Origin of the sequence: Rhodanobacter sp. C05, from assembly GCF_002001165.1 — a bacterium.
Lineage (GTDB): Bacteria > Pseudomonadota > Gammaproteobacteria > Xanthomonadales > Rhodanobacteraceae > Rhodanobacter.
The window spans coordinates 137,347-154,371 of the sequence record NZ_MUNQ01000008.1 but is presented as its reverse complement, the minus strand read 5'-3'; the positions used below and the strand labels follow the sequence as shown (position 1 = coordinate 154,371).

The following is a 17,025-nucleotide window of genomic DNA, read 5'->3' as shown; positions in this document are numbered from 1 at the left end:
TGTATGGACTGAATGTTTCAGCCGCGACGAAACCACATGACGCTTGCCATCCGCATCACAGCTCTGGCTTTTTGCGCGTTCGCGCTTGCGCCCGCCCTTGCTCTCGCACAAAACAACGATGAACAGCTTGATGGCTTTACCCGGACTGTGTTCTCCCAACAGAACGGAGCGTTTGGCCACATATCCGGCATTGCTCAGACCACTGATGGCTGGATATGGCTGGCGGAGAGAAACCATCTCTATCGATTCGACGGTGTCGCACCGGAGTTGGTTGACATTTCGTCACCGGATGCCTCTGACATCGGTACGATCTTTTCGACAAATTCTGGTGACTTGTGGTTATCGTATGGATCTGGCCGCACCATCGTATTGCCGGCTGGGGATGTCCATCAACCGCGGGCAGTGCCGAACAAGGATGCAGCGAAGCTGCTTGGTTTCGAGGAAGACAAACTCGGGCGTATATGGTCTTTCTCCGACGACGCAGTTTATGAAACCACGGGTGATGAGTGGCATCGCATCGGAAAGGGTGTCGGCCTTGATGCTGATCACTTCTATTCGATCCGCCTGGATACCGATGGCACCCTTTGGGTTTTGAGTAACAAAGGAGTGTTTACTCTCGCGAAGGGGCGCGCGACATTCGAACACGCTGAGTTCAGTGCACCTTGGATCACCCCTCATGAAAACGACGCAGACAACCATTCCCTTCGCACTTACGGGAATGTCTACCTTAGCATCGTCATCGCGATGTCCGGGAAGAAGGAAGCACCTAGCTATTCCGGGTCGCACTTTCGGGCGTTGCGCGACACAAGCGATGGCTTCTGGGTAATGAGTTCTGTTATCGGTATACGGCGAGCTTCGTCACCGAATTCCAAGGTGCTTTTCGCACTCGGTGAGTCTCTCGAAAAGGAAACAAGCCTCGATCCTTCCGTCTGGACAAAGATGTCATCCTCCAGCGGAGGCATAGGTTTTGAAGATCGCCAGGGTAACGTCTGGGTGCAGACGCGAACAGGCCTGGAACTGTTTCGACCGAATGTTGCGACTCGTCTGAAGCTGGCCGCTGGCGACTATGCATACGCGATGCTGCCGGACCGTGATGGATCGATCTGGTTTGGGACGGCTCAATCCGCGCACCCGTATCGATGGTGGCACGTTGCCTCGACGATCACGCCGGCACAAGGCTACGACCTCGATACCACCGCGGCCTATCGCGATGTCGACGATAGCGTTCTACTTGGTACGGGCGGTGGTCTTCTACGTCGTTTCCACGACGGAAAATTTGAATCCATCAGCCCGCCACCTCCTGGCTCTGACCAGGGAGATGATGTCATCGCCATGGCACGGGACGGCCAAGGCAAGCTTTGGGTTTCCATTCTTCGCCACCCCATTGCGCGGCTTGAGAGCGGCGGGTGGCTTGTCAAAGGCGGATTTGACCAACTTCCCGACAAGGGCAACAGGCGCGCTGTAACCGATGCACGCGGAAGATTGTGGCTTAGCTATCCGCATGAAGTATTCGTCATTGATGGCCCGCATCTGACGCGCTACTCAAGGGATGAAGGAATGGATATCACCAACGTGGGTGACATCATCCCTGATGGCATTACGTTGTTGGGAGGGGCCGACGGATTGGCCGCGTTTGATGGCCGTCAATTTCATCGCATCCTGGCGCTTGACTCATCCGTCCTTGCCAATATCAATGGCATGGCGCGGCTCAGGGACGGGTCGGTTTGGCTGTACGGTCAAAAGGGTGTACTGCGCATCGGTGCTGGGGAGATAGAGCGTGCTTTAAAAGATCCCCAGTACAAGATCGCGATACGGGTCTTCGACGATCGCAATGGCGTGCCTGGCGCGGCTCAGAGCTCCTATCCCAATCCTTCGCTTGTCCAGGGAACCGATGGGCGCTTATGGCTTGCCGGCGATGGCGGCCTCGCATGGATGGACCCGGAAAAGCTCCCGCCCGACCAAGACCCTAAAGTCGTGATTCGGTCAATCACGGTCAGTGGTAAGTCCTATCGTCCAGATTCGGTGCCCGCCCTGGCACCTGGCACGCGCGATATCCAGATCGACTATACGGCCCTTGGCTTGAGTGACGCGACACGATCCCACTTCCGTTATGAGCTAATCGGCGTCGACAAAGACTGGCAGGATGTCGGTGGTCGCAGGCAGGCGTTCTACACCAATCTTGGTCCCGGTTCCTACGAGTTTCGTGTCGAAGCGATCAATGAGGACAATACTTGGACTGACGCCGCTGATGATGTCCGTTTTGCCATCGATCCCAAGTTCTATCAGACCACATGGTTCTTCGCTTTGTGCGCCGCGATTGTCGCTGCGCTGATGTGGATGGGTTATCTCTATCGTCTGCGGCAGGTGACCCAAGGCTTGATGCGCCGACTGGAAGAACGTCATGCGGAGCGTGACCGCATCGCACGGGAGTTGCATGACACCTATCTGCAGACGATTCATGGCCTTGTTCTCAAGATGCACGCCGTCAGTCGAGAGCTGCCGGACGGAAATCCAAAGAAAAGAATTCTAAGTGCGCTGGAACTTGCGCGCGTGGCTCTGGCTGAGGGACGTGGCCGCGTTTATGCGCTGAGGGCCGGTCCGATGAATGACATGGATTTGGCTGTCGCTTTCAGGGCGATCGCGCAGGAGTTCGAGAGCGACGCATTGCCAGACTTCAGTGTGGCATCGACCGGCACCAGTAAGGCAGTCGACCCATTGGTAATCGATGAGCTCTATGCAAGCGGTCGAGAGGCCATTGTCAACGCGTTCAATCACGCCTCCGCAACAACCGTTTGTGTTGATCTTCGCTACGACAAGAGTGGCGTCTGTGTCGAGATCACCGACGATGGCAAGGGCATAAATTTACAAGTCGTCCAAGACAGAGGCGTTCCAGGTCACTGGGGACTTCGCGGTTTGTACGAACGCATGGAGCGCATTGGAGGAATGTGCAAAATCGAATGCAATACTGCTACTGGGACCAAGGTGACTCTGATTGTGCCGCGGCGGCAGGCGTACACGCGGCACTGATTAGTTTTTTACGGGGATTCCGAGCGAGTGGACATGTCCGGATTCGGCCCAGGCTGTGTGAAAGCGCAGAGCTGCCCTCAAGCATGTGCCTGCTACGCGAATTCTGGACAAACTACCGAACGTCAGAGCTTCAGAACTGAATCTACGCGCCATGATTTGAGCAATTCTTGATCAACCTCAAACGCACATTTGCGTTTTCACACAGCCTCGGTCGGAAGCAGACGCCCGCCCTACCCTCGATAACCTGACCTAATCGCCTGGACTCGTCCAAAGGCGGTACTTCCTACTGCAAGGCGAAGTTATCGCAACTTCTTAAATGCGATGCTAATTTGAAAGATATCCAGACTGTTATCACACTTAAAAGTAAAAAAGCCAGCTTCCTGAGAGAAGCTGGCTCGGATGAATCGACTAACTGAAGCACTGTGCGTCAGTGTAACCGCATCCTCAGTGGCTTCTTTCCTCGCCACCACCTACGTGGCCACGCCCATCGCGCATTTCATTCCCTCTGAAGTTGGCGATTCGACCCGGGCGTTGTGTCGCGGTGGGTCTTTCGCCTCGATTCGGCAGAGGGCCTCTGTATCCGCGATGCACATCGAAACGGTTGTCTACGTGGCCATGAAAATCGCGACGACCATGAAACCATGGACCCACACCAATGAAGATGCCATCCGTAAACCATTCCGGGCCATAGTAGCCGTAAGGAGCGCAGGGATATGGCGCGTAGTCGTAATAACCATAAGGGCAGTCAGGAGCAACACCGACGCCGACTACGACTTGAGCTTCTGCTTTGGGAATGGTCGCCGCGGTAAAGCAGGCTCCGGTGAGAACGGCCATAGCAAAACACTGAAATCTGTTCATGACATCCTCCTCACGTATTCAGACCAGTGGTCATAGTCCGCCTGGCCACGTCAATTCGTCGTGACCCGTCTAGGCCGCCTTTAGCAACAGTTCAAGTACTCGCTAAATGCTCAGAAGCGGAATTTCACGAACGCCGAAGGGCCATGCAGCTTCAAGTCAAGATTCGCGTTGTAGTCATCCCGATCGTCGTTGAGCCTGATGCGCGTGTACGCATATTCTGCGCCAAATCCGACGTTCTTCCAGGGATACCACTCCAGACCAAGGGCCGCATTGTAGATATGGCCATTGAGGTTGCCACCGTTTTTCTTGACGCCCGAAGCGTCGAAATACATGCGCAGATTGTCGTTGAAGGCATGACGCCAGCCCAGCTGCAGCAGAGGCGCCCCGGCAGTTTCGTCGTAGCTGGTTGAGGCTTGGGCGCTCTCGCCGTCCAGTGTGGCTGTGCCGCTGATGCCAGCACCCACTCGATAATAGGCTGCACCGATACCTAGTCCGAAGACATCGCTTCCGCTGCCGAACCACCAACGGTACGCCGCGCTACCGAAATCGAAATTCAACTTGCCATGAACCGAAGCCGATGCGTCGTATTCGTTGCCGCCATAGCTGATGTCGTCGCTGAGCGTCTTGGCCCTCGAACGATTGAGGCTGAAATAGTCGAATGAAAAGCCCTGATGATCCCCGAGGAGAAAGTCCAGCTTCACCCGCGGCACCGTCTTATGGTCCTCGAAGCCAAGATCGCGCTCGAGATTCACGTTGCCCGTGTACTGACCGCTCTTGTCGCTGGCACCGATCGTAGTACTCGTGTTGGCGTAATAGGCGCCGAGTGAAAGATCGAAGCGATCAAGGGCCGGTGATACATCAGCAAACGACGCCGTGCTGGCCAGAAGAAGGGGCGCGGTCAACAAATAACGGCGGCACAGGCGGAATTTCGAAGGGTTCATGGGCGTTTCCGTATCGATCAGCGTAAGTGCATCGCAATTTATGCAAGACGTTGTGGAAGTTCTGTGGAAAAATCCTCTCTTCGTCATCACATGCGATGACACGGATTTGCGGAATACCTGCGACATCGTTTCGTCGCCACGCGAATCGACGATCTTCGTACGTTCTTGGCAACCTGGCTTGCGCTGCCAATGACCGTCGTCTGGCAAGCGAATCACCACATCGCATTCACGCCGGTCCTAGGAGTCTGCATCGCCAGACCTTGTCGATTCACACGAAGAATGGTCGCTCGCCCAGGCCGCCGCCTTTCCATGACTATTGACCGCGCGCGGAAAGACAAACCTCCCCTCCCGCTGCTTGCGCTGGCAGCCATCGGTGTGGTCTTCGGTGACATTGCCACCAGCCCGCTCTACGCACTGCAACAGGGATTCAACGAGCAAGGCATGGCTCCGACGGCGGCCAATGTCCTCGGCCTGCTTTCGCTATGCCTGTATGCGCTGCTGGTGATCGTCACCGGAAAATATGTTCTCTTCGTAATGCACGCCAATAACCATGGCGAAGGCGGCATGATGGCGCTGGGCGCTTTAGCGCGTGGAGCGACGCGCGAATACCGACGTCTGACCAGAGCGATGATCATGATCGGACTCGCCGGCGCGGCGCTTTTCTTCGGCGACAGCGTCATCACGCCGGCAATCTCGGTGCTATCCGCAGTGGAAGGTCTGCAGGTTGCCACGTCCGCCTTGAAACCCTGGGTGCTCCCGATCGCCGCTGGCATTCTGATCGGCCTGTTTCTGCTTCAACGACACGGCAGCTCTCTTTTAGGCCATGTATTCGGTCCGGTGATGGCCCTGTGGCTACTCGCCATCGCCGCGCTCGGCGCGGCTGTCATACTGCGCCACCCCACCGTGCTGGCGGCGGCAAACCCGAAATACGCGTTGCTCTATATGGCGCACAATGGCTTCAGGGGCTTCGCGTCTCTGGGAGCGGTTGTGCTCGTCCTCACCGGTGCGGAAGCGCTCTACGCAGACATCGGTCATTTTGGTGAAGCGCCAATCCGTCTGGCCTGGTTTGTCCTGGCACTACCCGCGCTGCTGCTGAATTACTTCGGACAAGGCGCATTGCTGTTGATGAATCCCAAGGCTGCCAGCAACCCGTTCTATCTGCTCGTGCCACACGCGCTGCTCTATCCGATGATTAGCCTGGCCGCGTGTGCGACGGTCATCGCCTCTCAAGCCGTGATCTCCGGATCATTCTCGATGGTACGCCAAGGCATCCAGCTGGGTTACCTGCCCCGTGCGAGAGTGCTGCATACCTCCAGCGAAATGGAAGGCCAGATCTATCTTCCAACCGTAAACTTCATGCTGTTCGCCGCGGTGATGGCCGCGGTACTGCTGTTCCGCTCGTCGGGAAATCTCGGCGGAGCCTACGGCATAGCCGTCAGCGGCACGATGCTGCTGACCACGGTGCTGATGTTGGTGGTGGCCTGGCGAAATTGGCGATGGAACATTCCTCGTCTGCTCGTCTTCGGCCTGGTTTTTCTGACCATCGATGCGGCGTTTTTCTCCGCAAACATGCTCAAGATTGTCGACGGCGGCTGGTTCCCGCTTCTTCTGGCAGCGGCGGCGCTTCTGGTGATGAGCACATGGCGCCGCGGCCGCGAACTGCTGCTGCAGCGGCTGCATGCCGAAGGCGAGAACCTTGACGAGTTCATTTCGAGAATGACAGAGGATTCACCGCTGCGCGCCGATGGCATCGCCGTATTCCTTACGGCAAGCCATGAATGGGTGCCACAGGCGTTGCTGCAGAATCTCAAGCACAACCAGGTGTTGCACCGGCGTAACCTGATCTTGCATGTGGATGCGGATGTCGACACGTCCCATGTCGAATCCGGCCTGCGCAGTGAAGTGTCGAAGCTTGGCGGGGAGTTCTATCAAATTGTGCTGCGTTTCGGCTTCGCGGAGTATATCGATGTGCCTGAACGGCTCAGGGCGATCGGGATCGAACCTGGCCTGGATCCGGACAAGCTCACCTACTTTATCGGTCGCGACAAGGTGGTCGTTACCGAGAAGGCTCAGATGAGCCGTTGGCGCAAGGCACTGTTTGCCTATATGACGCGCAATGCCATGCCTGCGACGACCTACTACGGCATACCTCCGCGGCAGTTGATCGAGATAGGTACGAAAATCGACCTCTGAGCCCGACCGTGAAGCGGCCAGCGGCTGATCGAAAGGTGCCGACCGCACTGTATCGAGATGCCCAAACGGAAAAGGCCCCCTGTCGGAGGCCAGTGAATCGAACCGGCAACGCCAGAGACTCAACCGCCGCTGGAAGCCGCCGACGCAGGCTGGGAAGGCGTATCGCTTTTATCCACCTGGGTGGCTGGCTTCTTCATGGCATGATGCCATTTGGATGTGTTTGTCGGCGCGCTGCTGGCATCGGCAGGTGCGGTGTTGTCCGATTTATCTGCGCTTCCGCGTGTATAGACGATCTTCTTGCTGCCTTCGCATTGGCCAACCACGCTACCGCCTGCATCGGCCTGATCGGCCGACACGACATCGAGCGTATAACCAGATACACCGTTGGCCTTGATCTTGGCATCGATACTGGATTTCACAGCATCGCAGGATGCATGGGCCATCATTGGCAGCGCCAGCAGCAGTACGGCAATTCCGAAACACTTGTTCATGGGCTTTTCCCTTTGGGTGATTGTCTATATTGACGGTTCGTGCACCGTCGATTCATTACCGTGCATCTGTCGCGTGAACGTTCAAGATCGAAATTCTGCGCGAAGATTCGTCCATTGCCAGCCTTGCTTTGGCTCATCATCTTTCATCGTATCTGACGAAAAGGACACTGCCATGTCTATTTCCTTGCTGCTTATCATCATTCTGGTGCTGCTGTTGATCGGTGCGCTTCCCACATGGGGCTATAGCCGTTCATGGGGTTATCGCCCGACGGGTGGCCTGGGTCTCGTCCTCCTCATCGTCATCGTACTGCTGTTGCTCCACGTCATCTAAAGCATGACTGGTGAGGCGTGCCATTCGGTGAAGCTTCGCGAACACCATCAATGAGCGCCCGCCCCTCCTTGCCCGTTTTCGAATAGAGTTTGGAATAGTGATATGACCAATACGAATGATGTCAGTACGAGCCGGAAGCAGAAGCCAGGCGGAAAGTTCGATCAGCCAAGCGACGAACTCATTACGAGAAATACGCGCCATCGTCAGGAAATCGCGGATTCCCGTGATCATGAAAAGCAGTCCGGCAAAGGCAGCATTAGAAAGAACAAGGCTCCGGATGCCAAATCCAAGCCTGGAAAGTCCTGAGGATCTGACAAAACAAAGGGCATCATCGAATCGAAAAAGAGAGATGATGGGCCATCAAGTAAACGACCAGCAGATTTTGGTCCAAGTCCATCGACGCACTTCATTCTCTGCGTTTGAATGCGCTCTTATATTCAACCAAGACATTCTATTTTGACGTCAGCTGCCGCTATCACGTGTCAGTGTCGCTTGTTGCTGTGATCCTTCGACCCTTCACTCGATCGAGCTGGCCTGCGCTTCCTGTTGCCTGCGTCTGGCCGGTCCTTTTGCCATTCGAGGGGCTCGGGCGTCCAATCGTGGTGCGTATCGAAAACCGGTGGAACTGATGATGAATGGCGATGCGTCTTTTCATTCTGGTCAGACACCTTTGAATCTCCGATGGATTGATTGCGTTTGTGCGACATCATGCGCTCCATTGAAAATATCCTTTTTCGCTCCGCCTGCTCAGGCATGAATACGAACCGCAGCTGCCGCGGATCCACCACTGCCTGTTTTGAGCTGACCTCGGGAACGGGCATGTTTGAGAGCTCACCATCGTTACCCCATAGCGCGCTCTCATCCTGATGGACCAGCCATGCCAGTGCGCACGCTTCACAGCCACACTCACCCTTGCAGTCCGGCTGGCATGTTGCTTCGCATGTGCAAGCGAACTTGTCCGAGTCGGCTGACAAGTACCCGAGCAGCCGTCGGCGATTGTCTTTGTTCGCGGTTCCACTCATGCGTATATGACCTTGCGACCGCCAACACGAAGGACCGCTTGCGGCTCAGATTTACCCGGATCGTGCGGACCCACAGGGGGTAACTCCGGCGCGGGTGGATCGGGATTTGTCGGATCGGGAAAGGTAGGTGGCACTGGATCTGGCGTCCTATTGCCAGAGTCACCCATGCACTGGTCGGCAGCAATATTCATGACGGCTCCTCGCACGTGGGAAGCCTATCGTCGGTGGACGCGCGCCGAGCCGACGTGATTTTTATGCAATGCATGCGTGAGACGAAATGCCTTACCCCCGAATCTGCCATCCGGTGACTTTGCCTTCACATCGTTTGATTATCGTTACCCATTGCAAGCCGTACGGAAGAGTTCGCAGGCTAAAAAAATGGATACGTTTCAAGCAGACACAAGACACGGACATGACCAAACTGGACAAGAAGGGTTATCGCAAAGGCTTAGCACTGAAATGGCAGGATCTGCTTAATGGTGATGCTGCGCTTGCTGCAGCACCGGGGACTTCTATGCGTCACCAAGGGCTGCCATGACTTACTTGGGCAGTTGCCTCTGCGGGCGTGTCCAGTTCAAGGCCGAGGGACCGGCGATCGACGTGCACTATTGCCATTGCAGGATGTGCCAGCGCGCCACCGGCAGCGCCTTTGCCATATTGGCATGGTTCGACTTGGGCGACGTGCTGTGGACCCATGGGCGGCCGAAGATTCTGCGCTCCTCAAGTACCGCACAGCGCGGTTTCTGCGCCGACTGCGGTACACCCTTGCTACTTCACTACGACGGGGAGCACCGGCTTGGGCTAATGGTCGGCACTTTCGAACGAGCTGCCGATCTTGTGCCGCTCCGTCACGCAAGCCTCGAGAGCCGACTGCCTTGGACTGACATCAGCGAGAACGCGGACAAAGACTTTATCCAACCGGCGGCGGCCGTCATCGCTGGCTCGATGAGTGATACCTGCTGCCGCCTTCCAGGCCCGCAGCCAACATCATCGGAGATTTCGTGAGCTGAGCCTATCCAACTCTCGTACCCGCTGAACAGCGCCATGTGCCGATTCAGTCAGCACATGGAAGGCGTCTGTGGATACCTGTCGAATCCCCTCTTGGGGTGCCGAACAGCATAGACTCGAACAGGTCGCCTTCGACCGGAGCAAAGCAGATGTTGCCACCCCAAACGCGGCGCGTACTGATCGTGGAGGACGACCCGGTCGTCGCCATGATGGTGGAAGACACCTTGCGGAGCATGGGACTGGAAACCCTGGTCAATCTCAGCCTGTTCGATGCCGTTGCCGAACTTGAGGCCAGTGATATTGATGCTGCTGTCGTTGACATGGGGTTGCGCGGCGAAAGTGCCCACCCGGTCGTGCTTGCCCTCGCTACTCGCGGAGTCCCGTTTGTGGTGGTGTCAGGCAGGCATCAGCCAGAGCTGAGAGCGGAATTCCCGCAGATGCGCTTCGTCCTCAAACCGTTCAGCGTGCAAGTGCTGGACGAGATCATGCGGGAACTGCTGGATATGCCGGCATCGCCACCAGGCCTCTGACGACAGTCGCTCAGGAGATCACCAGGCGTTACGCAAGCTGATCAGTACGGCGGCGGATACCATGTGCGGTATTTTCAATCATTTCGCGTATCCGCAACGCGAGGGTCTGGACGGTGAACGGTTTGGTGATCAGCTCCATGCCGGGCGCGAGGAAACCACCAGCCGGCGCAGCGCTCGCGGCATATCCGGTCATCAGCAGGACCTTGATGTCGGGATGGAGTTGTTTGGCTGCATCGGCAAGCAATCGACCGTTCAAACCTGGCAGGCCGATATCGGAAATCAGCAGGTCGATGGCCTGCCCCGAGCCCAGAACCTCTAGTGCGGACTCGCCGCTAGTGGCTTCGATCGCCTGGTATCCCAGCTGGTTCAACACTTCGAGAACGATATTCCGCACCACCGGTTCGTCTTCGACGACTAGTACCATTTCGCCCCGTCCAATCGGACTGCGTAATGCAGGCTCGGGTAACGGTGCTTGAATCTCGACCTCATGTCGAGGCAGGTATAGCCGGATCATGGAGCCGAGGCCGGGCTTGCTGCGGATCTCGCAGTGGCCGTTCGACTGGCGCGCGAACCCATACACCATGGACAGTCCAAGACCGGTGCCCTGCCCCGCGGGCTTGGTGGTGAAGAATGGGTCAAAGGCACGCTCAATGACCTCCTGTGGCATTCCGGTACCGGTGTCGGTGACATCGATGCAGATGTACTGACCACAGACCAAATCGCGTAACTTGGCCGCCCTCGTCAGATCAATATTCTCGTTGTGCGAGCAGACGATCAGGCGCCCACCCGCTGGCATGGCATCGCGAGCGTTGATCGACAAATTCAATAACGCACTTTCCAGCTGGTTGGAGTCGCATAACGTCGACCACAAGTCTGTGGCCAGATCGAACTCGAGTTGGATCTGCTCGCCCATGGTTCTTCGCAATAGGTCTTCCATGGAGGCGATTAACGGATTTACATTGATCGGCTTGGGATCGAGCGGCTGCTGCCGCGAAAACGCCAGCAATCGATGGGTCAGTGCAGCGGCCCGATTGGCCGATGCCAACGCTCCTGCGACGAAGCGACCGATATCCGCGCTGCGGCCAGCGTTAATGCGTAGCTGGATCAGGTCAAGCGAACCGATGATGCCCTGCAGGAGATTGTTAAAATCATGAGCGAGCCCACCCGTCAGTTGACCTACAGCCTCCATTTTCTGCGCCTGCCTCAATTGCGCCTCGATGAGAACCTTTTCGGTCAGATCTCGCATGAAGACGTTGAATCGTTGCCCATCATTCATGACCAGCACGCTAATACTCAACTCCACAATAAGCTTCTGTCCTTCCCGCGAGACCGCCCCAACCTGCTTGCCGTCACCAGGAGAGAGCGCGACATTCAGGCTCGGTGGCAGGTACTCAGCAAATCGCACGCGATCCTCGGGGGGCGCTACGAGGTCGATCAACCGGCACCCTACAGCTTCCTCTCGCGACCAGCCGAACATCATCCGGGCGCGCGGATTCCATTCCAGGATGCAACCCGTTTCATCCAATTGCACGAAACCATCGGGCGCCGTATCGATGATGCCGCGCGACTGGCGCTCGCTTTCTATCAACGCGATCTCATTCTGCCTACGCTCGGTGGCGTCCCGGGTAATCTTGGCGAAACCGATCAAGCTGCCCTCATCAAAGATGGGGTCGATGACCACGCTCGCCCAGAAGCGGCTGCCATCCTTGCGCACGCGCCAGCCTTCGGCCTCATACCGACCCTCCCGCAGAGCGGTGGCCAGCGCCCGCGCAGGCAGGTTCTGCGCGCGATCTTCCGCCGTGTAAAAACATGAAAAATTCTTCCCCACGATCTCCTTGGCCTGGTAGCCCTTGATCCGCTCAGCCCCGCGATTCCAGTTGGTGATATTGCCCTCGGGATCGAGCATGTAGATCGCGTAGTCGACGATGCTGCCCACGAGCAACGCAAAATTGCGCTCGCTGCGATGCAGGTCCATGACGGCCACCTCCGTATCGCGCGTGCGCTCAGGGGCAAGCTTTTTGAGGGTATCGTTATCTTTTCTGAACATATCGTCCCCATATGGGGCATGGCTTTCTAAAAGAAGAATCGTGCCCTCGCGATAAAGCGTCGCTCGCGAAGCGTGAAGAGAATGACACGGAATTCACGTGCGTCTAACCACGCTGCCACCACGTTACAGCCATCAACTAATGACGTTCGCCTTGACCGCGAAACTCCCCCTATCACTTCAAGCTAGTATGCAGCCAACAATCCAGCCGCTGATCTACGTAGGCTGTGCAGGATGGGCTGTTCCGAAGGCGTTCTCGGAAACATTTCCGGAGGATGGTAGCCACCTGCAGCGATACGCGCAGGTATTCAATGGAGTAGAAATCAACTCATCGTTCTACCGTTCACATCAGTCCACTACATATGCCCGGTGGGCGGCGTCGGTACCTGACGATTTCCGCTTCGCAGTGAAGATGCCAAGGAGCATCAGCCACCAAGCACGGCTTTCCGAATGCGGCACGGAACTGCAGAGGTTTCTGGAAGAGGTTCATGGGCTCGGTGCCAAGCTCGGTTGTCTATTGCTGCAGCTGCCTCCAAGCCTCAAATACTCCGGGTCGGTAGCGCTTCCCTTTTTTGAGATGTTGCGTCGTCTGCATCAAGGACCCGTGGCCTGTGAACCGCGGCATGCCTCATGGTTTGTGCGAACGGTAAACCGCCAACTGAAAGATCAAGGCATCAGCCGCGTCGCCGCCGATCCAGCATGCTTATCAGCGGCAGCGGTGCCATCCGGTGATCCGGCTACGCAATACCTGCGTCTGCACGGCTCGCCTCGAGTTTATTACGACAGCTACCCCGACACGACGCTGCGCAGGATTTCTCTCAAACTACGCCGGCCCGTGCTGCATACCGGCCGGCGCTGGTGCATCTTCGACAACACTGCGCTGGGACATGCCACGTCCAACGCGCTGGATATGATCGGCTACTTGGGAGTCGGCGAATCCTCCACCCGATGTTCACCTTCGATCGGCATCACGGATCACGTAGTGTTCCTGACGACGTCGGAGAGAACCATGTCGGAAGGCCGTCCATAGGGATCCGGCGCGCGGAAGGCAACACAAAGGTCGACATGCAACGCCTACTAGGGCAACGCATTGAGGCATTGCGAAGCTCGAATTGCCAGACCCGTTCGCCGTGCATATCCACTGATGTTCGGTAGCTTTCGCATCAACGAACGCATGGATGCCGCATCTCGACTCAGGCTGGGTTTCGATGCAACCTCTCTCACCAAGACACGGACACGCGCTGGCCTCATTAACTGCATGCAGCCGCTAAACAAGTCCATGCCATCGTCATCACGTTAGATGTCATTTACTGATCGCGCGCCAATTTCCAGCCCAACCTGGATCCACGATTAGGATCTCTAGGAGAGCATTACATGAGCAAAGATCACGACATCAACACGCTGAACAGCCTCATCGAAACCACCTTGGACAGCGCGGATGGTTACGCAGAAGCAGCCAAGGACGCCAAGAGCGCGCTGCTGATTTCGCTTTTTACGTCGCGCGCCACCGAGCGCAGCGCAACTGCGTCTACGTTGCAGAAGTGTGTTCGCGCCATTGGCGGTGAACCCGAAGATGAAGGCACCGTGCTCGCTTCGGCGCATCGCATGTTCGTGAACCTACGTGCCAGCCTCACTTCGAAGAACAATACGGCCGTAGTGGACGAGGTCGAACGCGGCGAGGATCACATCAAGGCCAAGTTCGAGGATGCGATGAAGGATACGGAGATCTCCCCGGCAATCATGTCCGCCATTGCGATGGCTTATATATCGGTGCGTAATGGGCACAACCAGATGAGAGATATCAAGAAAGCCATGCATGCTGGCAAATAACGGTCTTCGCACTCAAGGAACAAGCGAGCAGTCTCATTCGGCTTGCGCGCTCTTTAATAAGATGCTGTGCAAGCCACTGGTATGTGACGACGCCCGCGCACCGAAAAATTGATCGCGCCGATTGTTTCAGCCTGCACTACGTGCCGGGGCCCGCTTCTTGGACGCTCTTTTCGCAGTCACCTTTTTCGCTACCGAAGCCTTCTTTGCAGCCACCTTGCGCGTCGATTTTGCTAGTTCCCTCTTTGCAGGTGTACGTTTCTTGCTGGCAAGACTTTTCTGCAGCAACGCCATGAAATCCACCACATTGGTGGTCGCGTTTTCGGGCATATCCGCTTCATCGTCGGCTGGTGGCTTAACCACCCCTTTGGACTTGAGCCGCTTCTCGATCACTTTGCGCAGGCGGCTGCGAAACTCGTCGCGGTAGTCATCGGGTACCCAGTCGCCACTCATCGAATCGATCAATTGCTCGGCCATCTGCATTTCTTTCGGTGAGATGCGGTGCTTTGACGCTGCGCCTTCGGGGATTTTGTAGTCTCCTGCATCCACTAACTCCTGGGGATAGCGCAGCAGCATAAGCATCAGCGCGTCTCCTTTCGGCATCACCGCCGACAGGTATTCACGTGTGCGGATAACCACGCGCGCAATGCCTACCTTGCCAGTGCGCTTGAGCGTCTCGCGGAAGAGCACGTAGCCTTTCTCCGCCTTCTTGCCTGGTACAAGTACGTAGGGCTTCTCGAAATATTCCGGCCCAATCGAATCTTTATCGACAAAGGCCTCGACCTCGACCGCCTCGCGGCCCTCCGAAGCGGCCGATTTGATGTCTTCAGGCTCCAGAATGACGTAGCTTCCTTTCTCGTATTCGAACGCCTTGACGATCTCCTTCCAAGGCACTTCCTCGCCTGTTTCCGCGTTGACACGTTCGTAGCGAATCGGCGTATTGCTGCGACTGTCAAGCATACGGAAATGCAGATCAACGCTGCGCTCGCCGGGCATTAACGAAACAGGCACGTTGAGCAGGCCAAACGAAAGTGTTCCTGTCCAGATGGGGCGCGCCATGCCTCAGCTCCTTAAAGTGATGAAGATCAATCAGGATGCTTTCTTTGCGCGGGTCTTGGCTGCCTTCTTCGCCGCCGCCGAACGGGCCGCCGTCCCCTTGGTGTGGGCAGCCTTCTTGGCAGCCGCGGAACGCGAGCTGGCCGTTCGTTTCGAAGCACTCTTTTTCGCGTGAGAGGACAGCGCAGACTTTGAAGTAGCGCTGTGACCCTCCTTCTTGAGAGCTTTGGTGGTCGCTCTCGAACGCTTAGCTGCAGGCTTGTGGGGATGGCGCGAAGCGTCCTCGTCTTGCGCAGCCTTTTTCTTGGTCGACTTGCTGGCGGTCTTGCTGGGTGGCACCTTCACCCCGGCGCGGCGCGCTTTCGACAGCCCGATGGCAATCGCCTGCTTAGTCGAGCGAGCACCGTGCTTTCCCTTGCGCACATGTTCGATCTCTTCGTGCACGTATTCGCCTGCCTGGGTGCTCGGCGATTTACCTTCTTTTTTGTCCTTGCTGGCGGCACGTTGGGTCTTCTTCTCGGGCATGACAGTGCTCCTTGGGCAGGGGGTAACCGACTATTCCCCTAGTGGTGTCGACGAGTTGTCAAATACACCCAGAGATCATGAACGCTTCACTCTGGGCGCACGATCCATTCGCTAACGTCATCGGAACCGTCAATCGCTCACGATCACGGAGTGCTATAGCCATGCCCAACAGCAAACACGCGTCGCGCACCGGCGCAACCGTCAAGCGGCAACGCGCTATCCAAGCCGCAACGGACCACGACGAGCAACGTAGAAAGAAGACGAAGGCCGCACCAGCCAAGACTTCGTTGAAGCAAGGCCTCGCTGCAGGGACTGGGCGCAAGCATCTGGAAAACCCACTGCCAGAGCAGCATCTGCGGAAGCCGGGCATTGAACAGGATCTCGATCCTCGACCACAGTTCCTTGCTCCCAGCTACATGGGCAGCGGCAAGCTGGCCGGCATGACCGCTCTGATTACTGGTGGCGATTCGGGAATCGGCCGAGCCGTGGCCGTGCTTTTCGCGCGTGAAGGCGCTGACGTCGCGATCGTTTACCTGAGCGAGGACGTGGATGCAAGGGAAACCCAAGACCACGTCGAAGGCGAGGGCCAGCGTTGTCTGCTGATCCGCGGCGACGTCAGGGATCCTGCGTTCTGCCAGGAGGCGGTCGCGAAAACGGTAAAAGAGTTCGGGAAGCTTTCTGTGTTGGTCAACAATGCGGCGTTCCAGGAGCACGCCGACTCGATCGAAGACATCACCGAGGCGCACTTCAACGAAACCCTGCAAACCAACCTCTACGGCTATTTCCATATGGTCAAGGCCGCGTCGCCTCATCTCGGCAGCGGCTGCTCGATCATCGATACCGGATCGGAAACCGGGCTGTTCGGTAACGACAAGCTGCTCGACTATTCGATGACCAAAGGTGGCATCCATGCATTCACCAAGGCACTGGCATCGAACATGGTATCGCGCGGCATCCGCGTGAATGCCGTCGCGCCCGGCCCCGTGTGGACGCCGCTGAATCCTGCCGACCAGCCGCCGGATCGGGTGCGCGAGTTCGGCAAGTCCAGCACCATGGGCCGTCCGGCACAACCGGAAGAACTGGCACCGGCCTATGTCTTCCTGGCTGCGCCGTCCTGTGCCAGTTACATCTCCGGCGCGGTCTTGCCCGTAATGGGCGGCCCGACCAGCTGA

Annotated in this window: 16 protein-coding genes; 10 read left to right on the top strand and 6 right to left on the bottom strand. The window is 56.9% G+C overall.

The annotated features are described in order from the left end of the window. Positions 1-36 precede the first annotated feature (36 nt). Positions 37-3,027: a sensor histidine kinase gene (locus tag B0E51_RS06720; protein WP_168172587.1), complete on the top strand. Its 2,991-nt coding sequence runs from the start codon at positions 37-39 to the stop codon at positions 3,025-3,027. Between the two features lie 444 nt (positions 3,028-3,471). Here the strand turns inward: B0E51_RS06720 and B0E51_RS06715 are convergent, their stop codons facing one another. Continuing rightward, positions 3,472-3,885 (bottom strand): hypothetical protein, encoded by a 414-nt coding sequence (locus B0E51_RS06715; protein WP_217333076.1) that lies wholly within the window; start codon positions 3,883-3,885, stop codon positions 3,472-3,474. 110 nt (positions 3,886-3,995) lie between these two features. Next, positions 3,996-5,045 (bottom strand): porin family protein, encoded by a 1,050-nt coding sequence (locus B0E51_RS06710; protein WP_254424436.1) that lies wholly within the window; start codon positions 5,043-5,045, stop codon positions 3,996-3,998. 90 nt (positions 5,046-5,135) lie between these two features. On the opposite strand from B0E51_RS06710, the gene B0E51_RS06705 reads away from it, so the two are divergent. Further along, on the top strand, positions 5,136-7,019 hold the full coding sequence (locus B0E51_RS06705; protein WP_077444122.1) for a KUP/HAK/KT family potassium transporter: 1,884 nt from the start codon (positions 5,136-5,138) through the stop codon (positions 7,017-7,019). Positions 7,020-7,138: 119 nt separating this feature from the next. Here the strand turns inward: B0E51_RS06705 and B0E51_RS06700 are convergent, their stop codons facing one another. Continuing rightward, on the bottom strand, positions 7,139-7,510 hold the full coding sequence (locus B0E51_RS06700; RefSeq protein ID WP_077444121.1) for a DUF1161 domain-containing protein: 372 nt from the start codon (positions 7,508-7,510) through the stop codon (positions 7,139-7,141). A 178-nt stretch (positions 7,511-7,688) separates the two neighbouring features. Between B0E51_RS06700 and B0E51_RS06695 the strand changes: the two genes are divergently transcribed. The 5 genes from B0E51_RS06695 (at position 7,689) to B0E51_RS06685 (ending at position 10,401) form a co-directional block, all read left to right on the top strand. Continuing rightward, positions 7,689-7,841: a DUF3309 family protein gene (locus B0E51_RS06695; RefSeq protein WP_217333086.1), complete on the top strand. Its 153-nt coding sequence runs from the start codon at positions 7,689-7,691 to the stop codon at positions 7,839-7,841. A 102-nt stretch (positions 7,842-7,943) separates the two neighbouring features. Next, a complete protein-coding gene (locus B0E51_RS19140; protein WP_143525815.1) occupies positions 7,944-8,147 on the top strand; it encodes a hypothetical protein in 204 nt (67 codons plus the stop codon). Between the two features lie 1,128 nt (positions 8,148-9,275). Further along, entirely contained in the window at positions 9,276-9,401 is a 126-nt protein-coding gene (locus tag B0E51_RS19815) for a hypothetical protein (protein WP_256364103.1), read from the top strand. Further along, positions 9,398-9,868, top strand: a complete 471-nt coding sequence (locus tag B0E51_RS06690; RefSeq protein WP_077444119.1) for a GFA family protein — start codon at positions 9,398-9,400, stop codon at positions 9,866-9,868. The genes B0E51_RS19815 and B0E51_RS06690 overlap by 4 nt, the downstream gene beginning before the upstream one ends. 152 nt (positions 9,869-10,020) lie before the next feature. Then, positions 10,021-10,401 (top strand): response regulator, encoded by a 381-nt coding sequence (locus B0E51_RS06685; RefSeq protein ID WP_077444118.1) that lies wholly within the window; start codon positions 10,021-10,023, stop codon positions 10,399-10,401. Positions 10,402-10,429: 28 nt separating this feature from the next. On the opposite strand, the gene B0E51_RS06680 is transcribed toward B0E51_RS06685, so the two are convergent. Then, on the bottom strand, positions 10,430-12,448 hold the full coding sequence (locus tag B0E51_RS06680; protein ID WP_077444117.1) for a PAS domain-containing sensor histidine kinase: 2,019 nt from the start codon (positions 12,446-12,448) through the stop codon (positions 10,430-10,432). Positions 12,449-12,635: 187 nt separating this feature from the next. Here B0E51_RS06680 and B0E51_RS06675 point away from each other — a divergent pair, with 187 nt between their 5' ends. Together B0E51_RS06675 and B0E51_RS06670 are read left to right on the top strand one after the other, a co-directional pair. Beyond that, entirely contained in the window at positions 12,636-13,475 is an 840-nt protein-coding gene (locus B0E51_RS06675; protein ID WP_077444349.1) for a DUF72 domain-containing protein, read from the top strand. A 344-nt stretch (positions 13,476-13,819) separates the two neighbouring features. Beyond that, the gene (locus tag B0E51_RS06670) at positions 13,820-14,275 is read left to right on the top strand and encodes a PA2169 family four-helix-bundle protein (protein ID WP_077444116.1); all 456 of its coding nucleotides are present in this window, start codon (positions 13,820-13,822) and stop codon (positions 14,273-14,275) included. Positions 14,276-14,401: 126 nt separating this feature from the next. On the opposite strand, the gene B0E51_RS06665 is transcribed toward B0E51_RS06670, so the two are convergent. Further along, positions 14,402-15,331 (bottom strand): Ku protein, encoded by a 930-nt coding sequence (locus tag B0E51_RS06665; protein WP_077444115.1) that lies wholly within the window; start codon positions 15,329-15,331, stop codon positions 14,402-14,404. 30 nt (positions 15,332-15,361) lie between these two features. After that, on the bottom strand, positions 15,362-15,853 hold the full coding sequence (locus tag B0E51_RS06660) for a DUF6496 domain-containing protein (protein ID WP_077444114.1): 492 nt from the start codon (positions 15,851-15,853) through the stop codon (positions 15,362-15,364). A 161-nt stretch (positions 15,854-16,014) separates the two neighbouring features. Here B0E51_RS06660 and B0E51_RS06655 point away from each other — a divergent pair, with 161 nt between their 5' ends. Next, positions 16,015-17,025 carry an SDR family oxidoreductase gene (locus B0E51_RS06655; RefSeq protein ID WP_077444113.1) on the top strand — a complete coding sequence of 337 codons (1,011 nt, stop codon included), beginning with the start codon at positions 16,015-16,017 and terminating at the stop codon, positions 17,023-17,025.

Excerpts from the sequence above, each read along its gene's own strand:
- B0E51_RS06720 (WP_168172587.1), top strand. The coding sequence starts at position 37 with ATGACGCTTGCCATCCGCATCACAGCTCTGGCTTTTTGCGCGTTCGCG.
- B0E51_RS06715 (WP_217333076.1), bottom strand. The coding sequence starts at position 3,885 with ATGAACAGATTTCAGTGTTTTGCTATGGCCGTTCTCACCGGAGCCTGC.
- B0E51_RS06705 (WP_077444122.1), top strand. The coding sequence starts at position 5,136 with ATGACTATTGACCGCGCGCGGAAAGACAAACCTCCCCTCCCGCTGCTT.
- B0E51_RS06700 (WP_077444121.1), bottom strand. The coding sequence starts at position 7,510 with ATGAACAAGTGTTTCGGAATTGCCGTACTGCTGCTGGCGCTGCCAATG.
- B0E51_RS19140 (WP_143525815.1), top strand. The coding sequence starts at position 7,944 with ATGACCAATACGAATGATGTCAGTACGAGCCGGAAGCAGAAGCCAGGC.
- B0E51_RS19815 (WP_256364103.1), top strand. The coding sequence starts at position 9,276 with ATGACCAAACTGGACAAGAAGGGTTATCGCAAAGGCTTAGCACTGAAA.
- B0E51_RS06690 (WP_077444119.1), top strand. The coding sequence starts at position 9,398 with ATGACTTACTTGGGCAGTTGCCTCTGCGGGCGTGTCCAGTTCAAGGCC.
- B0E51_RS06685 (WP_077444118.1), top strand. The coding sequence starts at position 10,021 with ATGTTGCCACCCCAAACGCGGCGCGTACTGATCGTGGAGGACGACCCG.
- B0E51_RS06680 (WP_077444117.1), bottom strand. The coding sequence starts at position 12,448 with ATGTTCAGAAAAGATAACGATACCCTCAAAAAGCTTGCCCCTGAGCGC.
- B0E51_RS06675 (WP_077444349.1), top strand. The coding sequence starts at position 12,636 with ATGCAGCCAACAATCCAGCCGCTGATCTACGTAGGCTGTGCAGGATGG.
- B0E51_RS06670 (WP_077444116.1), top strand. The coding sequence starts at position 13,820 with ATGAGCAAAGATCACGACATCAACACGCTGAACAGCCTCATCGAAACC.
- B0E51_RS06665 (WP_077444115.1), bottom strand. The coding sequence starts at position 15,331 with ATGGCGCGCCCCATCTGGACAGGAACACTTTCGTTTGGCCTGCTCAAC.
- B0E51_RS06660 (WP_077444114.1), bottom strand. The coding sequence starts at position 15,853 with ATGCCCGAGAAGAAGACCCAACGTGCCGCCAGCAAGGACAAAAAAGAA.
- B0E51_RS06655 (WP_077444113.1), top strand. The coding sequence starts at position 16,015 with ATGCCCAACAGCAAACACGCGTCGCGCACCGGCGCAACCGTCAAGCGG.